Origin of the sequence: Pseudomonas sp. KT_2_4 (assembly GCF_041410225.1) — a bacterium.
GTDB lineage: Bacteria > Pseudomonadota > Gammaproteobacteria > Pseudomonadales > Pseudomonadaceae > Aquipseudomonas > Aquipseudomonas paracarnis.
Map to the genome: position 1 here is coordinate 3,050,184 of NZ_CP166962.1, position 18,763 is coordinate 3,068,946.

Consider the following 18,763-nt stretch of genomic DNA (forward strand, 5'->3'; position numbering starts at 1 on the left):
ATGCGAAGCGAGCCGCTCTTGATCTGCTTTTGATCTTAGGCGCCCCGTTAAACCACGCTGGCCGGAATTCGACAGGGATTTGGGGGGTAAACCGGCAGGGATGCCGGTTTAGCCGCCCCGCGCCATGGATGGCGCGTGGCGGCGGCCCCCCAAATCACTGGCGGATTACGGGCACACCGAGCCTGGGCGAGGTGCCGAGTGGTGGGGCAAGAGCGTTTTGCTTACTTTTGCGCTTTTCAAAAGTGAGCCGCTGTCAGAGCGGAACCCTAGGCGGCCGTTACCGCAGGAATGGATATGTACACGGTCCAACTGTGTTGACTGTCAGGCCGTCTTCGCAGGCAAGCCAGCTCCCACATTAGGACAGCGGCGCGTCAGTTAGAACAGCGCTGGCTGTCAGGCCGTCACGGGAGCAAGCTCCCTCGCCACAGGGTCAGTGTCGTATTGAAGTTGTGTAGATACCTATGCTGCGATGGCGGTGTATCAGTGCCCTGAGTGCTCACTGACCCACCGCCATCGCAGGCAAGCCAGCTCCCACATTTTGATCTCCTGTGTTGCGCCTACCGGTAAAACAACCGATACCCCACCTGCCCCACCGCTTCATTGATCAACTGCCCGCTTTGCCACACCGCCTTGACCTCCGGCATCCAGCCACCCAGCGGTCGGCCATGGTCCACACCCAAAAAGCCCACCGGCCCCGGCACCACGGTGAAGCCGGCCTTTTCAAAACTCCACACCGAACGCGGCATGTGCCAGGCCTGGGTCACCACTACCACACGCTTGATGCCTTGAGGCAAGAGTATCTCGGCGCTCATCTGGGCGTTTTCCCAGGTAGTGCGGCTTCGCTCTTCTTTCCAGCGTACGGTGACACCGAAGTCATCCTGCATCGACACGGCCATCAGCTCGGCCTCACTGGGCGGCGTGCCGTAGTGCAAGCCACCGCTGGTCAGCACTGGCAAACCGGATGCCTTGGCCAGCCGCGCGGCAAAACGCTCACGCTCCAGGCCAATACCGGTGGGCTGGTCGCTGCCCCAGGCAACGTCACCGCGCTCGCGCCCCGAGCCCAGCACCACAATCGCGTCGGCACGCTGGGCCAAGGTGGCCCAGTCTTCCCGGGCCAAAGGTGGTTCTGTCTCCAGGACACGGGCGCCCCACTGCACCATCACTGGCAGGCTGATCAACCACATCCCGCCCAGCCCGAGGGCAAAGCACAAGCCCGCCAGGCGTGGACGGCTGCGGCGAAACCACCAGGCACACGCCAGCAACAGCAGAAAAATACCGGGCGGCAACAACAGTTGTTTAATGAAATAACGAAAAGGCATCGGGCATCTCCAAAGATGCCCGAAGCCTAGATGCATCGGGGTTTTGCAACAATCCTTACCGACAACATTTTGATAACGCTAACGGATAACGCGGGGCTCACTTGCACCGCACGGAGCGGAAGTCCTCTGGCCCGCGGCCGGTCGCCAAGTCTTTGAGCCAGATGACCTTGGCCGAATGAGCGGGCGGGGAAGCCTGCCCATGGGAGGCGCGGTCGTGATTCAACGCCAGGTAGTTCTTGATCAATTCAAGTTCCGCCTGGCTCAAGCCTCGCAACTCCAGCTCCAGAGGCCGCTCATCACGCAATCGGCCTGCGGTTCTTGCGGCATCCAATGCCCGACCCAAACGGTCGATCAATCCTTCATACAACTGCGGTTTCGTTAAAGTTCGCTGCGATTCAACCATCCCCTCACCTCATTGAAGAAATACTTGCTCCCCACTAAACAGCGTAGCCCCCGTGGCTGCGCCTGCCCGGTGCCGCGACAGACGGCCCTTGCCGCGCAATCAGGGTTTCCCTCGATAGAGTGGGGTCATGTATGCTACGGCGCTTCCTGTAACTCCACTTCCCGCAGGGTTTGGGCACGGACGCGCCGCTTCTTGGTGTCGAACAACCCGGACAGTGCACCGAAGAGGATTAGGCCACCCCTATCCAGTTCAAAAGTAGCCATGCACGAACAATATCAGCCCCGTGAAATAGAAAATGCCGCCCAAACCTTCTGGGACGAGCAAAAGTCCTTTGAAGTCAGTGAACAGCCAGGCAAGGAGACTTACTACTGCCTATCGATGTTCCCTTACCCCAGCGGCAAGCTACACATGGGGCACGTGCGCAACTACACCATCGGCGACGTGATTTCGCGCTACCAGCGCATGCTCGGCAAGAACGTGTTGCAACCTATGGGTTGGGACGCCTTCGGCATGCCGGCAGAAAACGCCGCGATGAAAAACAACGTGGCGCCCGCCAAGTGGACCTACGAAAACATCGCCTACATGAAGACCCAGCTGCGCAGCCTGGGCCTGGCGGTGGACTGGTCCCGCGAGGTCACCACCTGCAAGCCGGATTACTACCGTTGGGAACAATGGCTGTTCACGCGCCTGTTCGAAAAAGGTGTGATCTACAAAAAAAGCGGCACCGTGAACTGGGACCCGATCGACCAGACCGTACTGGCCAACGAACAGGTTATCGACGGTCGCGGCTGGCGTTCCGGCGCGCTGATCGAAAAGCGCGAAATCCCGATGTACTACTTCAAGATCACCGCCTACGCGGATGAACTGCTGTCGAGCCTCGACGACCTGCCGGGCTGGCCTGAACAGGTCAAGACCATGCAGCGCAACTGGATCGGCAAATCCAAGGGCATGGAAGTGCAGTTCCCGTACAACGTCGATTCCATCGGCGAAGCGGGCGCACTCAAGGTCTTCACCACCCGCCCAGACACCCTGATGGGCGCGACCTACGTCGCCGTGGCCGCCGAACACCCGCTGGCCACCCAGGCCGCACAGAACAACCCTGAGCTGCAGGCGTTCATCGCTGAATGCAAAGGCGGCAGCGTGGCCGAAGCCGACGTCGCCACCCAGGAGAAAAAAGGCCTGCCAACCGGCCTGTTCGTCGAGCACCCGCTGACCGGCGAGAAACTGCCGGTTTGGGTCGCCAACTACGTATTGATGCACTACGGCGATGGCGCCGTCATGGCCGTGCCGGCCCACGACGAGCGCGATTTCGAATTCGCTACCAAGTACAGCCTGCCGATCAAGTCGGTCGTGCGCACCAGCTCGGGCGACACCAACCCCGCTCCGTGGCAAGACGCCTACGGCGAGCACGGCACGCTGATCAACTCCGGCGAATTCGACGGCCTGGACTTCCAGGGCGCCTTCGATGCCATGGAAGTTGCCCTGATCCAGAAAAACCTCGGTGCCTCGCGCACCCAGTTCCGCCTGCGCGACTGGGGCATCAGCCGCCAGCGCTACTGGGGCTGCCCGATCCCGATCATCCACTGCCAAACCTGCGGCGACGTGCCGGTACCGGAAGACCAACTGCCGGTCGTGTTGCCAGAAGACGTGGTGCCGGATGGCGCTGGCTCGCCGTTGGCACGCATGCCTGAGTTCTACGAGTGCAGTTGCCCTAAGTGCGGCGCACCGGCCAAGCGTGAAACCGACACCATGGACACCTTCGTGGAGTCCTCGTGGTACTACGCTCGTTATGCCTCGCCGCATTATGAAGGTGGCCTGGTGGAGAAATCCGCAGCCGACCATTGGTTGCCGGTGGATCAGTACATCGGTGGCATCGAACACGCCATCCTCCACCTGCTGTATGCGCGCTTCTTCCATAAGCTGATGCGTGACGAAGGCCTGGTGAGCTCCGATGAGCCGTTCAAGAACCTGCTGACCCAGGGCATGGTGATCGCCGACACTTACTATCGTCGCGAAGCCAATGGCGCCTACACCTGGTTCAACCCGGCGGATGTCGAGCTTGAGCGTGACAGCAAGGCCAAGGTCATCAGCGCCAAATTGAAGGCCGACGGCCTGCCGGTGGAAATCGGCGGCACCGAGAAGATGGCCAAGTCCAAGAACAACGGCGTCGACCCACAGTCGATGATCGATCAGTTCGGCGCCGACACCTGCCGCCTGTTCATGATGTTTGCCTCGCCGCCTGACATGAGCGCCGAATGGTCCGACTCTGGCGTTGAAGGTTCGCACCGTTTCCTCAAGCGCGTCTGGCGCCTGGCCCACGCCCATGTCAGCCAGGGCCTGCCGGGCAAGCTGGACATCGGCGCCTTGAACGACGAGCAGAAAGCCGTGCGCCGCAGCATCCACCTGGCTATCCGCCAGGCCAGCCAGGACGTCGGGCAGAACCACAAGTTCAACACCGCCATCGCCCAGGTGATGACGCTGATGAACGTGCTGGAAAAAGCCTCGCAGGCGACCGAACAAGATCGTGCGCTGATCCAGGAAGGCCTGGAAACAGTTACCCTGTTGCTCGCGCCGATCACGCCGCACATCAGCCATGAACTGTGGAGCCGTCTGGGCCACAGCGGTGCCGTCATCGATGCCGCCTGGCCGGTGCAGGATGACAGCGCCCTGGTACAGGACACGCTGCAACTGGTCATCCAGGTTAACGGTAAACTGCGTGGCCAGATCGACATGCCGGCCAGCGCCAGCCGTGAAGAGGTTGAAGCAGCTGCACGTATCAATGAGAACGTGCTGCGCTTTACCGAAGGCCTGACCATCCGCAAGGTGATCGTGGTGCCTGGCAAACTGGTCAATATCGTCGCCAGCTAAATCGGATCAGGCGCGGGGCTTGGGCACCACGCCGAACTAAACCTTTAGGGCCCGAGAAGGCCCACCTGGTTTCAAGGGGAGCAACAAAATGATCAAACGCAATCTGCTGGTTATGGGCCTTGCCGTGCTGTTGAGCGCTTGCGGCTTCCAGCTGCGCGGTACCGGCACCAATGAGCTGTCGCTCAAGGAACTCGACGTCAGCGCCCGCAACGCCTACGGCGAAACCGTCACCCAGCTGCGCCAGACCCTGGAAAACAGCGGTGTGCACGTGTACAACGGCGCCACCTACAAACTGATCCTGACGGATGAGCGAGAAACCCAGCGCAATATCAGCTACGCGAGTGCTGGCCGTGCGTCCGACGTCGAGTTGAACACGGCGCTGATGTTCGAAATACAAGGCCGTGATCAGTTGCCGTTGATGGGTGACAAGATCCAGGTGCAGAAAGTGGTGAGCCACGATGGCAACAACCTGGTGGGTTCGGACTCCGAGACCATTCAGGTGCGCAAGGAAATGCGTCGTGAGCTGATCCAGCGCATGATGACTCGCCTGCAAATGCTCACCCCGGAAAAACTGGCTGAGCTGCAGCAAGTGGCCGACAACAAGGCCAAGGCTGATGCCGACGCCCTGAAAGCCGCGCAGGAATATGAAGACAACACGCCGAAACAGTCGCCTGTTGAAGTCCCTGTCGAGTAAGCCAGACGGGGCGCCCCTGGCGCCCCGTTCGCCCTGCCTATGAAACTTGCCCCCGCCCAACTCGCCAAACACCTGCAAGGTGGCCTTGCGCCTGTGTACATCGTCAGCGGCGACGACCCGCTACTGTGCCAGGAAGCGGCCGACGCTATCCGCACCGCCGCACGCCAGCAAGGTTTCGATGAACGCCAGGTGTTCAGTGCTGACGCCAGTTTCGACTGGGGCACGCTGCTGCAAGCTGGCGCGAGCATGTCGCTGTTTGCCGAAAAACGCCTGCTGGAACTGCGCCTGCCCTCGGGCAAGCCGGGCGATAAAGGCGCGGCGGCTCTGATGGAATACTGCTCGCGCCCCGCCGAAGACACCGTGCTGCTGGTCAGCCTGCCCAAGCTTGACGGCAGCGCGCAGAAAACCAAGTGGGGCAAGGCCCTGGTTGAAGGTCCACAGACTCAGTTCATCCAGATCTGGCCGGTGGACAGCAACCAGTTGCCGCAGTGGATTCGTCAGCGCCTGTCGCAATCAGGGCTGGCGGCGACACAGGATGCCGTGGAACTGATCGCCGCTCGGGTCGAGGGCAACCTGCTTGCCGCCGCCCAGGAGATCGAAAAGCTCAAGTTGATGGCTGAAGACGGGCAGATCACCGTCGAAACCGTGCAAGGCGCAGTGGCCGATAGCGCACGCTTTGATGTGTTCGGCCTGGTGGACGCCATCCTCAACGGCGAGCCCGCCCACGCCCTGCGCATGCTCGAAGGCCTGCGTGGCGAAGGAGTGGAACCGCCGGTGATTCTGTGGGCACTGGCCCGTGAGCTGCGGGTGCTGGCGAACATTGCCCTGCAATACAGCCAAGGCACACCGCTGGACAAATGCTTCAGCCAGGCCAGGCCGCCGGTGTGGGACAAACGCAAACCCCTGATGAGCAAAGCCCTGCAACGGCACTCGGCGCAACGCTGGGCGCAACTGTTACTGGAAGCGCAGCGCATCGACGCACAGATCAAAGGCCAGGCGGCCGGCTCGCCGTGGATGAGCCTGAGCCGCTTGTCGCTGTTGATGGCTGGCCAGCGCCTGGCGTTGCCTGCCGAATAACCACCTCTGTACAACGGCACAAAACCCTGTGGGAGCTGGCTTGCCAGCTCCCACATTGACTCTGCCCACTGCCTATTTGCAACATTTCCCACCTATCGACGGGCTTTACAGCCGGCCCACTTCGGCAGATGATTTGCACCGCTGCATTCCACCCTCAAGCGAGAGAATCCACCATGAGCAAAAAGCCATCCAAGCATGGCCCCAACAAGGCCAAATCCATCATCGCCCAGCCCTTGTTCCGCAGCCGCCAGGAACGCGCCGGCAAAGGCAAAGGCAGCTACCGCCGCGAAGCCTTCCAGTCTAATAGCTGGGAGGCTTCTTACTTTCTGGCTGCCTGAAGGCAAGCGCCCCTCTGGCATGATAAGGTCTGTACCTGATTTGTAACCCCTGGACCTGTGCATGCCCTCTCGTCTTTCTCGTCATTGGCACCTGCGCCAATTGATCGCTGCCTCCAGCCTCATTCTGCTTGTCGCCTGCGCCGAAAAACCTACCGCTGCGGACGCTCAACCCCTGCCCAAGCTCCAGACGGCCCCGGCTATCGCGCCTGCCGTGGTGGCCCCGTTGGCGGTGGACAATCTCGATATCCAGCCGACCCAGACCTTTGCCGAATGGCAAGCTGGCTTCCGTGCGCAAGCGCTGCAGGCCGGGATCACTGCGGCCGTGTTCGATAACGCTTTTGCCGGCGTCACACCTGATATGGCGGTGATTCGCGCCGACCGCAGCCAACCGGAATTTTCCCGCCCGGTGTGGGAGTACCTCGACGGAGCACTGTCGCCGGTGCGCGTGCGCAATGGCCAGGCACTGCTGGTCAAGTACGCCGATATTCTGCAAAGCATCGAGCAACGCTATGGCGTCGACCGCCAGGCGCTGGTCTCGGTGTGGGGCATGGAGAGCAACTTCGGCGCTTTCCAGGGCAATAACTCGGTGATCCGCTCCTTGGCCACCCTCGCCTATGAAGGACGTCGTCCGGCCTTTGCGCAAGCGCAGTTGCTGGCCGCGCTGCAGATCATCCAGCATGGCGATATTCAGGCCGACCAGATGAAAGGTTCCTGGGCCGGGGCGATGGGCCAGACCCAGTTCATCCCGACCACCTACAACACCCATGCCGTGGACTTCGACGGTGACGGTCGCCGCGATATCTGGAACAGCCCGTCCGACGCCCTCGCCTCCACCGCGCATTACCTGCAAAGCTCCGGTTGGCAGAAAGGCCAGCCGTGGGGCGTTGAAGTACAGCCGCTGCCGTCGGGCTTCGACTACAGCCTGGCCGATGGCGGCATGCGCAAGACCGTGGCGCAATGGCTGCAACTGGGCATCCAACTGCCGCCTGGCGTGAGCCTGCCGGCCAATGTCGACCAGCTGTCCGCCGCCCTGCTGCTGCCGGCCGGCTACCGTGGCCCGGCGTTCCTGGTGCTGGATAACTTCCGCGCGATCCTCAAGTACAACAATTCGTCGTCCTATGCACTGGCGGTTGGCTTGCTGTCGGAGCGGTTTGGCGGTGGCGGTGTGATTCGGGGCAGTTGGCCAAAAGATGAGCTGCCACTGAGCCGTTCGCAACGCATAGACCTGCAGACGGCGCTCAGCGCCAAAGGCTATGACGCGGGTAATGCCGACGGGATTATTGGCGCCAACACGCGCAAGGCGATTCGGGCTGCGCAGCAGGCACTGGGCTGGCCGGCGGATGGGTATCCGACGGTGAAGTTGCTGGAGTCGCTGCAGAACCGCTGAAGTGATCGCTCCCACGCTCTGCGTGGGAGCGCTGCCTTGGACGCTCCGCGTCCGCGGCTGAAGAGGGTGACGCAGAGCGTCACTGAAGGAATTCCCACGCAGAGCGTGGGAACGATCAGGCCTTGAACACTACATCCTGCTCCAACACCACACGCTGCTCCCCCGCATCCAGGCGCACCAAGGCGCCCATCGGCAATGTCAGGTTCGGGTCGCAATGCCCACTGCGCCAGCCTGCCAGCACTGGAATGCACAGCGGCTCAAAGGACTGCTTCAGCAGACGTGCCAACTCCCCGCTATCCACACCAGCCACATCCCCTACCAGCACACCGGCGACCTGGGCCAGCTTGCCAGCCAGGCGCAGGTGGGTCAGCAGACGGTCAATGCGATAGAGCGGTTCGTTGACGTCTTCGATAAACAGGATGATGCCGTCAGCGTCTATTTCGTAAGGCGTGCCCATGACCGCGGCGATCATCGACAAGTTACCCCCCAGCAAGCGCCCACAGGCCACACCTGGCTCGATTGTGGTCAACGGGTAGGGCATCGGGTGCGGCAGCACACTGCCGGCGCCCCGCTGGCCACGCAGCAGGCTGAACAAGGAGGATTCGGTGGGTGGCTGTTTGCCGCCGAGCAGGTCGGCGTTGAGCATCGGGCCATGGAACGTCACAAAGCCCGCATAGCGGTTGATGGCCAGATGCAAGGCGGTGATATCGCTGTAGCCCACGAACGGCTTCGGGTTGGCGCGCAGCAGGTCGAAGTCTAGGGCGTCGAGCAAACGGGGCGTGCCGTAACCGCCACGCAGGCAAAGGATGGCATCGATATCGGGGCTGGCGAAGGCGGCATGCAAATCACGCACGCGCACTTCATCGCTGCCGGCCAGGTAGCCGTCGTGCTCGTACACCCCGGGGAAAATGTGCAATTGGTAGCCACGGGCACGCATCCATTGCCCGGCTTTTTCAACATCCAGCGCGGCGGGGCCGGCGGGGGCGATCAGGCCGAAGGTGCCTTCGGGGCGCAGTGCAGGTACGGCGGCGGTCATCCATGGTTCTCCCTATATGACGCAGAACGAAATGTGGGAGCTGGCTTGCCTGCGATGCAAGCGCCTCGGTGTATCAGTGACACCGAGGTGATGCTATCGCAGGCAAGCCAGCTCCCACACAAGCCAGCATTTCACATTGATTCTGGGGGCGGCTTACGAAACCAGGCTCGCCTTGACCAGCTTGGCCTGCTCGTCGGCGTGGTACGAAGACCGCACCAACGGGCCCGAGGCCACGTTCTTGAAGCCCATCTTGTAGCCTTCCTCGGCGAACCAGGCGAAGGTGTCCGGGTGCACGAAGCGCTGCACCGGCAAGTGGCTGCGGGACGGTTGCAGGTACTGGCCCAGGGTCAGCATGTCGATGTCGTGTTCGCGCATGCGCTTCATGACTTCGATGACTTCTTCGTCGGTTTCACCCAGGCCCAGCATCAAGCCGGACTTGGTCGGGATGTGCGGCATCATCTGCTTGAATTTCTGCAGCAGGGTCAGCGACCACTGGTAGTCCGAACCCGGGCGTGCAGCCTTGTACAGGCGCGGCACGGTTTCCAGGTTGTGGTTGAACACATCCGGTGGCTCGGCAGCGGTGATGTCCAGGGCGACGTCCATCCGGCCACGGTAGTCCGGCACCAGGGTTTCGAGCATCACGTTCGGCGACAGCTTGCGGATCTCGCGGATGCAGTCGGCAAAATGCTGGGCACCACCGTCACGCAGGTCGTCGCGGTCTACCGAGGTGATCACCACATACTTGAGCTTCAGGTCGGCGATGGCGATGGCCAGGCTTTCTGGCTCGTTGACGTCCAACGGCTTCGGACGGCCGTGACCGACGTCGCAGAACGGGCAACGACGGGTGCAGATGTCACCCATGATCATGAACGTGGCGGTGCCGCCAGAGAAGCACTCGCCCAGGTTCGGGCAGGAGGCTTCTTCGCATACGCTGTGCAACTTGTGTTTGCGCAGCAGCGACTTGATACGGTCCACTTCCGGCGAAACCGGGATGCGCACGCGAATCCAGTCAGGTTTCTTCGGCAGTTCGGTGGTCGGGATGATCTTGACCGGGATGCGTGCAACCTTCTCGGCGCCGCGCAGCTTGACGCCGGCTTCCACCTTGGCACGCGGGGCCGGGGCTGGACGCTCAGTGATGTCCAGCGTCGGGATCATGGTTTGCACAACATCAGTAGTCATATCAATCGATTCCGCCCGTCAGGGTCGTCTGCTCTGCATAGTCGAGGTGTTTGACGAGCTGCGCGCGCAGCCGGGCACTTACCTCGGCAAATTCTATGGATGTTGCATGGTCACTCAACTGGGTCATCGCAAGCCCGGCGTAACCGCACGGGTTGATCCGTCGGAACGGCGCCAGGTCCATGTCCACATTCAAGGCCAGGCCATGAAAGGAACAACCGTGGCGAATGCGCAGCCCCAGGGAGGCGATTTTCGCGCCATCCACGTATACACCCGGTGCATCGGGCTTGGCCACGGCGGTCACGCCGTAACTGGCCAACAGCTCGATCAGGCACGTCTCCATGCGGCTGACCAGGTCGCGCACGCCAAACCCCAGCTTGCGCACGTCCAGCAGCAGGTAAGCCACCAGTTGACCGGGCCCATGGTAAGTCACTTGCCCCCCTCGGTCGACCTGCACCACCGGAATATCACCCGGCAGCAGCAAGTGCTCGGCCTTGCCGGCCTGACCCTGGGTGAAGACCGGCGGGTGTTCCACCAGCCAGATTTCATCCGGGGCCGAGGTGCCGCGCTCATTGGTAAAGCGCTGCATGGCATGCCAGACCGGCTCGTATGCCATCCGGCCGAGCTCGCGAAAGCCCAGGACTTGCGACATCACAGCACCATATGCACGAAGCCGGTGGCTCGCAGTTCGCTGTTGATGTTGTAGAGCTGGTCTTGATCGGTCGCAACGATGTGCAACTGGATCGTGGTGTACTTGCCGGTGGAGCTTTGGCGCTCGTCCACGCGGTTGTCGTTGATCGTCGCGTGCTTGCGCACGATTTCGAGAATCTTGTCCTTGCGGCCGACACCGGTATCGCTGATCACCTTGACGGGATAATCCGTCACAGGAAATTCGATCTTTGGCGCCTTTACTTCTACGTCTTTATCGGTCATGGCAGAACAGCCTCGTAAGCGCTAAGCCGTGGCGACGGGCAAAGCCCCGCGTTGGATCAACGCGGGGCTTTGCAGGTGCACACAATCAGTTGAACAAGCCGTAGAAGAATAGACGGATGCTATCCCATACGCGGCGGAAGATACCACCTTCCTCGACAGCGTCCAGCGCGATCAGGTCGGCGCTGTGCACCACCTTGTCGTCCAGCTTCACTTCGACCTTACCGATCACATCACCCTTGGCGATTGGCGCAACCAATTGCGGGTTCAGGGTCATGCTGGCGGCGAGCTTTTTCAGCTGGCCTTTAGGCATGGTCAGGGTCAGGTCGTCGGCCAGGCCGGCCTTGACTTGCGAAGTCGAGCCCTTCCACACCGGCGCGGTCGCCAGTTCAGCACCCTTCTGGTAGAAGGTCTGGGTTTCGAAGAAGCGGAAGCCGTAAGTCAGCAGTTTTTGCGTCTCGGCCGCACGGGCCTGCTCGCTGTTGGTGCCGAATACTACGGCGATCAGGCGCTGGCCATCACGTACGGCGGACGACACCATGCAGTAGCCGGCTTCGTCGGTGTGGCCGGTCTTCAGGCCATCGACGGTCTTGTCGCGCCACAGCAACAGGTTGCGGTTAGGCTGCTTGATGTTGTTCCAGAAGAATTCCTTCTGGGAGTAGATCGCGTAGTGCACCGGGTCAACGCGGATGATCGCGCGCGCCAGGATCGCCATGTCATGAGCCGACGAGTAGTGCTCCGGGTTCGGCAGGCCGGTCGGGTTCATGAAGTGGCTGTTGGTCATGCCCAACTCACCGGCGGTTTTGTTCATCATGTCGGCGAAGGCGTCTTCGCTGCCGGCGATGTGCTCGGCCAGGGCGACGCTGGCGTCGTTACCGGACTGGATGATGATGCCGTGCAGCAGGTCGCTCACGGTCACTTGCGAACCCACCTTGATGAACATCCGCGAACCACCGGTACGCCAGGCGTTTTCGCTGACAGTAACCGGGTCGTTTTCGCCGATCTGGCCGCGACGGATTTCCAGGGTCGCGATGTAGGCGGTCATCAGCTTGGTCAGGCTGGCAGGCGGCAGGCGTACATCACCGCCGTTTTCGACCAGCACGTTGCCACTGGCGGCGTCCATGAGGACCCACGACTTGGCAGCCAGTTGCGGGGAGGCCGGCACCATTTCAACCGCCCAGGCGGCCGGGGTGATGATCAGCGAGATAAGCAGGCACGTGCGTTTGGCTAAGGTGGTGATGTTCATCCGTCTCTCGAAATTGCTTATGGAAACTTGCCCTCGCGGGCAAAACTATTCAGACAGCCCGCTTCCAGACTGTCACGTGTTCGGTTGCCCGCTCACCCCTTGCCCCTGGGTTTTTATTGTTCAACGAGCCAACAACCAGGGCTCGGGCACGCAGACGCCCCCGAGCCATCAATGCGTTACTTATTCTGCGGTGACCACGCTAGGTTGCCCCAGGTTGGCCAGGCGTACGCTGTTCTGCACTTGCGCCACTTCGCTCGGCGAGCCGATCGGGCCCATGCGCACACGGTGCAACGTTTGCTGGTTACGCACGATGGAGCTGATGAAGACTGGCGCGCTGACCATACCGCTGAGCTTGGACCTTAACAGTTCTGCCGCATCCGGGTTGGCGAAAGCGCCGACCTGCAGGTATTGCCCGCCCGCCATCGAGGCGCCCGGTGCCGCGTGAGGGACGACGACGGTATCCGGAGCATGTTGCGCCGGCGGCGGCGTCCACTGCTCGATCTTGCCGGTCGAGGCCGTCACTTGCGGTTGCGGGGTAGCCGGTTCGTTGAGCATCAACGGCGCCGGCTTGCCGCGCTGGGCCCAGTACTGCGCCGGGTCGATGCCTTCGACTTTCACCCGGGCGGTGCCGGTTTCGGCGTAGCCAAGCTTCTTGGCGGCGGCGTAGGACAGGTCGATGATCCGGTCCGAATAGAACGGCCCGCGGTCATTGACCCGCAGGATCACCGTGCGGTTGTTGTCCAGGTTGGTGACGCGAACATAGCTGGGCAGCGGCAGGGTCTTGTGGGCCGCGCTCATGCCATACAGGTCATACACTTCGCCGTTGGCGGTGTTCTGGCCATGGAACTTGGTGCCGTACCAGGACGCGGTGCCCGACTGCACGTAAGTCTTGGATTCCTGCAGCGGGAAGTAATTCTTGCCCAGCACGGTATAGGGGTTGGCCTTGTACGGGCCGGTGTGCAGGGTCGGCGTGGCGTCCGGGATTTTCGACACATCCACATCCCACCACGGCGCGCCGTCTTTGTGCGCGCGGTTGATGTCCAGGCCCGGCTGGGCGCGCACGACCGCGCCGCCGGCCTTCTTGGCCGGCGCACGGTTAGGCGTGGTGGAGCAACTGGCTACCAACAAGGACAACGCGGCGAACGCCACCAGCTTGAGCGGTTTTTTGAACGGCGATACCCGCATTACTTGTTGCCCCGTGCTTGAACCAGCTCATCTGACAGCTGATGCACGGCCATGGCGTACATCACACTGCGGTTATAACGCGTGATTGCGTAGAAATTCTTCAGGCCCATCCAGTATTCAGGGCCATTTGCGCCTTCCAGGCGGAATGCCGTCACCGGCATGTCGTCGCGTGGCGCATTCTGACTCGACCAGCCCAGCGCTCGCAACTCCCCGACGGTCTTGACCGGTTCGATACCTTGGGTCAGGCCCTCGTCGGCGTGCTCGCCCGCGACATCGGCGCGGATAACCACCGGCTCGCCGCCCACCCAGCCGTGGCGCTTGAAGTAGCTGGCCACGCTGCCGATGGCATCGTCGGGGTTGCTCCAGATATTGATGTGCCCGTCACCGTCGAAATCCACCGCGTAGGCCCGAAAGCTGCTCGGCATGAACTGCGGCAAGCCCATCGCCCCGGCGTAGGAGCCCTTGAGGCTCAGCGGGTCGACCTGCTCTTCGCGGGCCAGCAACAGGAATTCGCGCAGTTCCTTGCGGAAGAATTCGGCGCGGGGCGGGTAATCGAAGCCCAGGGTCGACAAGGCGTCGATCACCCGGTAGCTGCCGGTATTGCGCCCGTAAAAGGTTTCGATGCCGATGATCGAGACGATCACCTGCGCCGGCACGCCGTATTCTTGCTCGGCGCGGGCCAGTACCGCCTCGTGCTGGCGCCAGAAATCCACGCCGCGGGCGATGCGTGCATCAGTGAGGAACATCGGGCGATAGTCCTTCCACTGCTTGACGCGTTCGGCGGGCCGGGAAATGGCGTCGAGGATCGCCTGCTTTTTCTGGGCTTCGCGGAACACGCCCATCAGTTGCTCACCGGCAAAACCGTAGTCGCGGGTCAGCTCACCGACAAATTCGGCAACCTGGGGAGAGCCATCGTAGTCACCGGCCTGCGCCTCTTGCGTTGCCCCCAGCAGCCCGATCAGGCCCATCCAGGTCGCATGCCGAGTCGCCCAGCCGCGCATTACTTGCATTGACATCTTCACCTTATTCAAACCTGTGCGATCCACTTGCGATGCGTATGAATCGACATCAAAACCCCAAACGCTGACAGCAATGTCACCAGCGAAGTTCCGCCGTAGCTAATGAATGGCAACGGCACCCCAACCACCGGCAGCAGGCCACTGACCATACCGATGTTGACGAAAACGTAAACAAAAAAAGTCATGGTCAGGCTGCCGGCGAGCAATTTGCCGAACAGCGTCTGCGCCTGGGCCGTGATCACCAGGCCGCGACCAATCAACAGCAGATAGATCAGCAACAATGCGCAAATGCCCACCAGGCCGAACTCTTCGCCCATCACCGCGATGATGAAGTCGGTATGGCTCTCGGGCAAGAAGTCCAGGTGAGACTGGGTGCCCAGCAACCACCCCTTGCCAAATACCCCGCCGGAACCGATGGCCGCCTTGGATTGGATGATGTTCCAGCCGGTGCCCAGCGGGTCGCTCTCCGGGTCGAGGAACGTCAGGATCCGTTGCTTCTGGTAGTCGTGCATAAAAAAGAACCACATGGCCACCGCCACGGGCACGGCGGCGGCCAGCACGCTGAGGATCCAGCGCCAGCGCAATCCGCCCATGAACAGTACGAACGCGCCACCGGCGAGGATCAGCAACGAGGTGCCAAGGTCCGGCTGGCGCACGATCAGCACAAAGGGCACGCCAATCAGGATCAGGCTGATCGCCACGTGCTTGAGCTGCGGCGGCAAGGTGCGCTTGGACAGGTACCAGGCAATAGTGGCCGGCATCAGGATCTTCATGAATTCCGACGGCTGGAAGCGAATCACCCCGGGGATGTTGATCCAGCGTGTGGCCCCCATGGCGTTGTGGCCCATGACGTCCACCACCACCAGCAGCAACACGCCGGCGACATAGCCCAAGGGCACCCAGCGTGCCATGAAGCGCGGCTCCAACTGGGCGATCACCACCATCGACAGCAGGCCCAGGCCAAACGAGGACGCCTGCTTGATCAGCAAGTCCCAGTTCTTGCCGCTGGCCGAATACAGTACAAAAAGGCTGCCGGCCGCCAGGGTCAGCAGCAGGATCAGCAAAGGGCCATCAATGTGCATGCGTTGCAGCAACGTCGCACGGCGACGCATCACATCTTCGCTGGAGAGGATGCGGTCAAAATTACTCTTCACGGGCCGTAACCTCGGGGCTTGAAGGGGGGCCGCCATACTCGGGCTTGAGCCGGCCATCGTCGGCCAGCAGCCAGGCGTCCATCACCTGGCGTACCACTGGGGCCGCGACGCCGGAGCCGGACTCGCCGTTCTCGACCATCACTGCCACCACGATTTTCGGGTCTTCCGCCGGCGCAAAGCCGACAAACAAGGCGTGGTCGCGGTGGCGCTCCTGCACCTTGGAGCGGTCATACTTTTCGCCCTGCTTGATTGCGACCACCTGGGCCGTACCACTCTTGCCGGCAATGCGGTACTGCGCGCCGACCGCCGCCTTGCGCGCGGTGCCGCGAGCGCCGTGCATCACCTGCTGCATACCATGGTTGACCTTGGTCCAGTCGGACGGGTCACGCAGCACGATGTCCGGAATCGGGTTGTCGTCCACCGGCTTTTCGCCTTCGATGGTCCTGGCCAGATGCGGTCGGTTCCACACGCCTTTGTTCGCCACCAGCGCCGTGGCCTGGGCCAGTTGCAGCGGAGTGGCTTGCATATAGCCCTGGCCGATACCCAGGATCAGGGTTTCGCCAGGGAACCACGCCTGGCGGCGGGTCGCACGCTTCCACTCCCGCGATGGCATCAGGCCGGGGGATTCTTCGAACATGTCCAAGGAGACTTTCTGACCGAGGCCAAACTTGCCCATGTAGGCAGATAGCCGATCAATCCCCAGCTTGTGGGCCAGGTCGTAAAAATAGGTGTCGTTGGAGCGCATGATCGCGGTGTCCAAATCGACATAGCCGTCACCGGAGCGGTTCCAGTTACGGTACTTGTGGTCGTAGTTGGGCAGCATGTAGTAGCCAGGGTCGTACACCCGGCTTGAGGCCGTGACCACACCAGCATCCAGGCCGGCAATCGCCACCGCCGGCTTGATGGTCGAGCCCGGGGGGTACAGGCCGCGCAACACACGGTTGAACAGTGGCCGGTCGATGGAGTCACGCAGCTCGGCGTAGGCCTTGAAGCTGATGCCCGTCACAAACGGGTTGGGGTCGAAGCTGGGCTGGCTGACCATCGCCAGCACTTCGCCAGTCTTCGGGTCCAGCGCCACTACGGCACCTCGCCGACCGCCCAAGGCCATCTCGGCAGCTTCCTGCAACTTGATGTCCAGGCTCAGGACAATATCCTTGCCCGGTACCGGATCGGTGCGCTTGAGCACGCGCAATACGCGGCCACGCGCATTGGTCTCGACTTCCTCGTTACCTACCTGGCCATGCAACTCGGCCTCGTAGAAACGCTCGATGCCGGTTTTGCCGATATGATGGGTGCCGCTGTAGTTGATCGGGTCGAGGGTTTTCAGCTCTTTCTCGTTGATCCGCCCCATGTAGCCAACGGAGTGGGCAAAGTGCGGCCCTTGCGGGTAATGCCGCACCAACTGCGCCACCACTTCCACACCCGGCAGGCGGAACTGGTTCACCGCAATCCGGGCGATCTGCTCTTCGGTCAGCTCGAACAGGATCGGCACCGGCTCGAACGGCCGGCGCCCCTGCCGCATGCGCTTCTCGAAGACGGCCCGGTCTTCCGGCGTCAGTTGCAGCACCTCGACGATGACATCGAGCACCTGCTTCCAGTCGCCGGAACGCTCACGGGTCATGCTCAGGCTGAAGCTGGGCCGGTTATCGGCAACCACCACGCCATTGCGGTCGAAAATCAGCCCACGGGTAGGGGGAATCGGCTGCACATGCACCCGGTTGTTTTCCGACAGCGTGGAGTGATAGTCGTACTGGATCACCTGGAGGAAATACAGCCGCGCAATCAGCACGCACATCAGCACCACCACCAAGACAGCACCGAACACCACCCGCGCGCGTACCAGACGTGCGTCTTTCTCGTGGTCCTTGATGCGGATCGGTTGGGTCATCGGGGGCGGCGCAGGCTATTTGTGGTAAGGGTGCCCGGACAGAACTGTCCAGGCGCGATACAGCTGTTCACCGATCAGAATCCTTACCAACGGGTGCGGCAACGTCAGCGCCGACAGCGACCAGCGCTGATCGGCCCGCGCACAGACTTCCGGCGCCAGCCCTTCCGGGCCGCCGACCATGAAATTGACCGTGCGCGAATCCAGGCGCCAGCGATCCAGCTCCACCGCCAGTTGCTCGGTGCTCCAGGGCTTGCCGTGCACTTCAAGGGTGACGATGCGCTCATTGGGGCCGACCTTGGCCAGCATGGCTTCGCCTTCCTGACGGATAAAGCGCGCCACGTCGGCGTTCTTGCCCCGGGTATTGAGCGGTATTTCCACCAGCTCAAGCGACAGCTCAGCGGGCAGACGCTTGGCATATTCGTGCCAGCCTTCTTCCACCCACTTGGGCATGCGTGAACCGACAGCGATCAGACGCAGGCGCACAGCCGTTCCTTATTCCTGGTCTTTGTTGAGCTTGTCGAAGTGCGCGTGGCCCACTTCCGGGCTGTGGTGCTTGCCATCGGCAGCACGGCTCTGCTCGGCGCCTTTCCACAGACGCTCCAGGTCGTAGAACTGGCGAGCGTTGGAGGTCATCATGTGAACGATCACATCGTCCATGTCCAGCAGCACCCAGTCGCTGTCGCCCTTGCCTTCTTCACCCAGTGGCTTGACGCCCTGGGCTTTGACGGCTTCGCGAACCTTGTCCAGCATCGCGCCGATCTGGCGGTTGGAGGTACCGGTGGCGATGATCATGAAGTCGGTGATGCTCTGCTTGTCGCGCACGTCCAGCACCTGGATGTCCTGGGCTTTAACGTCTTCCAGGGCAGCCACGGCGACTTTCACCAGCTCTTCGCCAGCCAGTTCCGGGCCAACATGGGCTTCAACCGGCAGCGGCGCGCTTTTGAAGGTGCCTTTGCGCTTAACTTTGCTTACGTCTTTGTTCGTCATATAAAACTCGTTTTGCTCGTATGTTCGGGCGCTTGCTGCACGGTTCGTGCGTTCAA

18 protein-coding genes are annotated in these 18,763 nt (G+C 61.8%); 5 read left to right on the forward strand and 13 right to left on the reverse strand.

Annotated elements, in window-relative coordinates; all coding sequences use genetic code 11:
* Positions 1 to 557 precede the first annotated feature (557 nt).
* Entirely contained in the window at positions 558 to 1,319 is a 762-nt protein-coding gene (locus tag AB9N64_RS14075) for a YdcF family protein (RefSeq protein WP_014720075.1), read from the reverse strand.
* A 97-nt stretch (positions 1,320 to 1,416) separates the two neighbouring features.
* Positions 1,417 to 1,722, reverse strand: a complete 306-nt coding sequence (locus AB9N64_RS14080; RefSeq protein ID WP_014720076.1) for a hypothetical protein — start codon at positions 1,720 to 1,722, stop codon at positions 1,417 to 1,419.
* A gap of 261 nt (positions 1,723 to 1,983) precedes the next feature.
* Here AB9N64_RS14080 and leuS point away from each other — a divergent pair, with 261 nt between their 5' ends.
* The 5 genes from leuS to AB9N64_RS14105 all read left to right on the forward strand — a co-directional run bounded on the left by leuS (position 1,984) and on the right by AB9N64_RS14105 (position 8,086).
* Entirely contained in the window at positions 1,984 to 4,590 is a 2,607-nt protein-coding gene (gene leuS / locus AB9N64_RS14085; protein ID WP_032904148.1) for a leucine--tRNA ligase, read from the forward strand.
* Positions 4,591 to 4,678: 88 nt separating this feature from the next.
* Positions 4,679 to 5,284 carry an LPS assembly lipoprotein LptE gene (gene lptE, locus AB9N64_RS14090; protein ID WP_014720078.1) on the forward strand — a complete coding sequence of 202 codons (606 nt, stop codon included), beginning with the start codon at positions 4,679 to 4,681 and terminating at the stop codon, positions 5,282 to 5,284.
* A 39-nt stretch (positions 5,285 to 5,323) separates the two neighbouring features.
* Positions 5,324 to 6,361: a DNA polymerase III subunit delta gene (holA, locus tag AB9N64_RS14095; RefSeq protein WP_003194456.1), complete on the forward strand. Its 1,038-nt coding sequence runs from the start codon at positions 5,324 to 5,326 to the stop codon at positions 6,359 to 6,361.
* A 173-nt stretch (positions 6,362 to 6,534) separates the two neighbouring features.
* Positions 6,535 to 6,699, forward strand: coding sequence for an alternative ribosome rescue factor ArfA (gene arfA / locus AB9N64_RS14100; protein ID WP_003176285.1), 165 nt, complete (start codon positions 6,535 to 6,537; stop codon positions 6,697 to 6,699).
* A gap of 61 nt (positions 6,700 to 6,760) precedes the next feature.
* Positions 6,761 to 8,086 (forward strand): lytic murein transglycosylase, encoded by a 1,326-nt coding sequence (locus AB9N64_RS14105; protein ID WP_014720079.1) that lies wholly within the window; start codon positions 6,761 to 6,763, stop codon positions 8,084 to 8,086.
* Between the two features lie 115 nt (positions 8,087 to 8,201).
* On the opposite strand, the gene AB9N64_RS14110 is transcribed toward AB9N64_RS14105, so the two are convergent.
* The 11 genes from AB9N64_RS14110 to rsfS all read right to left on the reverse strand — a co-directional run bounded on the left by AB9N64_RS14110 (position 8,202) and on the right by rsfS (position 18,707).
* A complete protein-coding gene (locus tag AB9N64_RS14110; protein ID WP_371359485.1) occupies positions 8,202 to 9,122 on the reverse strand; it encodes an LD-carboxypeptidase in 921 nt (306 codons plus the stop codon).
* 153 nt (positions 9,123 to 9,275) lie between these two features.
* Complete coding sequence (gene lipA, locus AB9N64_RS14115; protein ID WP_161793230.1) at positions 9,276 to 10,277, reverse strand: lipoyl synthase; 1,002 nt, start codon at positions 10,275 to 10,277, stop codon at positions 9,276 to 9,278.
* 25 nt (positions 10,278 to 10,302) lie between these two features.
* A complete protein-coding gene (lipB, locus tag AB9N64_RS14120) occupies positions 10,303 to 10,950 on the reverse strand; it encodes a lipoyl(octanoyl) transferase LipB (RefSeq protein ID WP_034126907.1) in 648 nt (215 codons plus the stop codon).
* The gene (locus AB9N64_RS14125) at positions 10,950 to 11,231 is read right to left on the reverse strand and encodes a DUF493 domain-containing protein (protein WP_005791752.1); all 282 of its coding nucleotides are present in this window, start codon (positions 11,229 to 11,231) and stop codon (positions 10,950 to 10,952) included. Before AB9N64_RS14125 ends, lipB begins: the two co-directional genes overlap by 1 nt.
* An 85-nt stretch (positions 11,232 to 11,316) precedes the next feature.
* Positions 11,317 to 12,474 (reverse strand): D-alanyl-D-alanine carboxypeptidase family protein, encoded by a 1,158-nt coding sequence (locus AB9N64_RS14130; protein WP_014720083.1) that lies wholly within the window; start codon positions 12,472 to 12,474, stop codon positions 11,317 to 11,319.
* 180 nt (positions 12,475 to 12,654) lie between these two features.
* Positions 12,655 to 13,659: a septal ring lytic transglycosylase RlpA family protein gene (locus tag AB9N64_RS14135; RefSeq protein WP_014720084.1), complete on the reverse strand. Its 1,005-nt coding sequence runs from the start codon at positions 13,657 to 13,659 to the stop codon at positions 12,655 to 12,657.
* Positions 13,659 to 14,669, reverse strand: coding sequence for a lytic murein transglycosylase B (gene mltB, locus AB9N64_RS14140; RefSeq protein ID WP_020301955.1), 1,011 nt, complete (start codon positions 14,667 to 14,669; stop codon positions 13,659 to 13,661). Before mltB ends, AB9N64_RS14135 begins: the two co-directional genes overlap by 1 nt.
* A gap of 17 nt (positions 14,670 to 14,686) precedes the next feature.
* Positions 14,687 to 15,790: a rod shape-determining protein RodA gene (gene rodA / locus AB9N64_RS14145; protein WP_044268991.1), complete on the reverse strand. Its 1,104-nt coding sequence runs from the start codon at positions 15,788 to 15,790 to the stop codon at positions 14,687 to 14,689.
* A gap of 31 nt (positions 15,791 to 15,821) precedes the next feature.
* Positions 15,822 to 17,720 carry a penicillin-binding protein 2 gene (gene mrdA, locus AB9N64_RS14150; RefSeq protein WP_014720086.1) on the reverse strand — a complete coding sequence of 633 codons (1,899 nt, stop codon included), beginning with the start codon at positions 17,718 to 17,720 and terminating at the stop codon, positions 15,822 to 15,824.
* 15 nt (positions 17,721 to 17,735) lie between these two features.
* Positions 17,736 to 18,203 (reverse strand): 23S rRNA (pseudouridine(1915)-N(3))-methyltransferase RlmH, encoded by a 468-nt coding sequence (rlmH, locus tag AB9N64_RS14155; RefSeq protein ID WP_003176297.1) that lies wholly within the window; start codon positions 18,201 to 18,203, stop codon positions 17,736 to 17,738.
* A gap of 9 nt (positions 18,204 to 18,212) precedes the next feature.
* Positions 18,213 to 18,707 carry a ribosome silencing factor gene (gene rsfS, locus AB9N64_RS14160; RefSeq protein ID WP_003176298.1) on the reverse strand — a complete coding sequence of 165 codons (495 nt, stop codon included), beginning with the start codon at positions 18,705 to 18,707 and terminating at the stop codon, positions 18,213 to 18,215.
* Positions 18,708 to 18,763 lie beyond the last annotated feature (56 nt).

Excerpts from the sequence above, each read along its gene's own strand:
- AB9N64_RS14075 (WP_014720075.1), bottom strand. The coding sequence starts at position 1,319 with ATGCCTTTTCGTTATTTCATTAAACAACTGTTGTTGCCGCCCGGTATT.
- AB9N64_RS14080 (WP_014720076.1), bottom strand. The coding sequence starts at position 1,722 with ATGGTTGAATCGCAGCGAACTTTAACGAAACCGCAGTTGTATGAAGGA.
- leuS (WP_032904148.1), top strand. The coding sequence starts at position 1,984 with ATGCACGAACAATATCAGCCCCGTGAAATAGAAAATGCCGCCCAAACC.
- lptE (WP_014720078.1), top strand. The coding sequence starts at position 4,679 with ATGATCAAACGCAATCTGCTGGTTATGGGCCTTGCCGTGCTGTTGAGC.
- holA (WP_003194456.1), top strand. The coding sequence starts at position 5,324 with ATGAAACTTGCCCCCGCCCAACTCGCCAAACACCTGCAAGGTGGCCTT.
- arfA (WP_003176285.1), top strand. The coding sequence starts at position 6,535 with ATGAGCAAAAAGCCATCCAAGCATGGCCCCAACAAGGCCAAATCCATC.
- AB9N64_RS14105 (WP_014720079.1), top strand. The coding sequence starts at position 6,761 with ATGCCCTCTCGTCTTTCTCGTCATTGGCACCTGCGCCAATTGATCGCT.
- AB9N64_RS14110 (WP_371359485.1), bottom strand. The coding sequence starts at position 9,122 with ATGACCGCCGCCGTACCTGCACTGCGCCCCGAAGGCACCTTCGGCCTG.
- lipA (WP_161793230.1), bottom strand. The coding sequence starts at position 10,277 with ATGATCCCGACGCTGGACATCACTGAGCGTCCAGCCCCGGCCCCGCGT.
- lipB (WP_034126907.1), bottom strand. The coding sequence starts at position 10,950 with ATGTCGCAAGTCCTGGGCTTTCGCGAGCTCGGCCGGATGGCATACGAG.
- AB9N64_RS14125 (WP_005791752.1), bottom strand. The coding sequence starts at position 11,231 with ATGACCGATAAAGACGTAGAAGTAAAGGCGCCAAAGATCGAATTTCCT.
- AB9N64_RS14130 (WP_014720083.1), bottom strand. The coding sequence starts at position 12,474 with ATGAACATCACCACCTTAGCCAAACGCACGTGCCTGCTTATCTCGCTG.
- AB9N64_RS14135 (WP_014720084.1), bottom strand. The coding sequence starts at position 13,659 with ATGCGGGTATCGCCGTTCAAAAAACCGCTCAAGCTGGTGGCGTTCGCC.
- mltB (WP_020301955.1), bottom strand. The coding sequence starts at position 14,669 with ATGCAAGTAATGCGCGGCTGGGCGACTCGGCATGCGACCTGGATGGGC.
- rodA (WP_044268991.1), bottom strand. The coding sequence starts at position 15,790 with ATGCGTCGCCGTGCGACGTTGCTGCAACGCATGCACATTGATGGCCCT.
- mrdA (WP_014720086.1), bottom strand. The coding sequence starts at position 17,720 with ATGACCCAACCGATCCGCATCAAGGACCACGAGAAAGACGCACGTCTG.
- rsfS (WP_003176298.1), bottom strand. The coding sequence starts at position 18,707 with ATGACGAACAAAGACGTAAGCAAAGTTAAGCGCAAAGGCACCTTCAAA.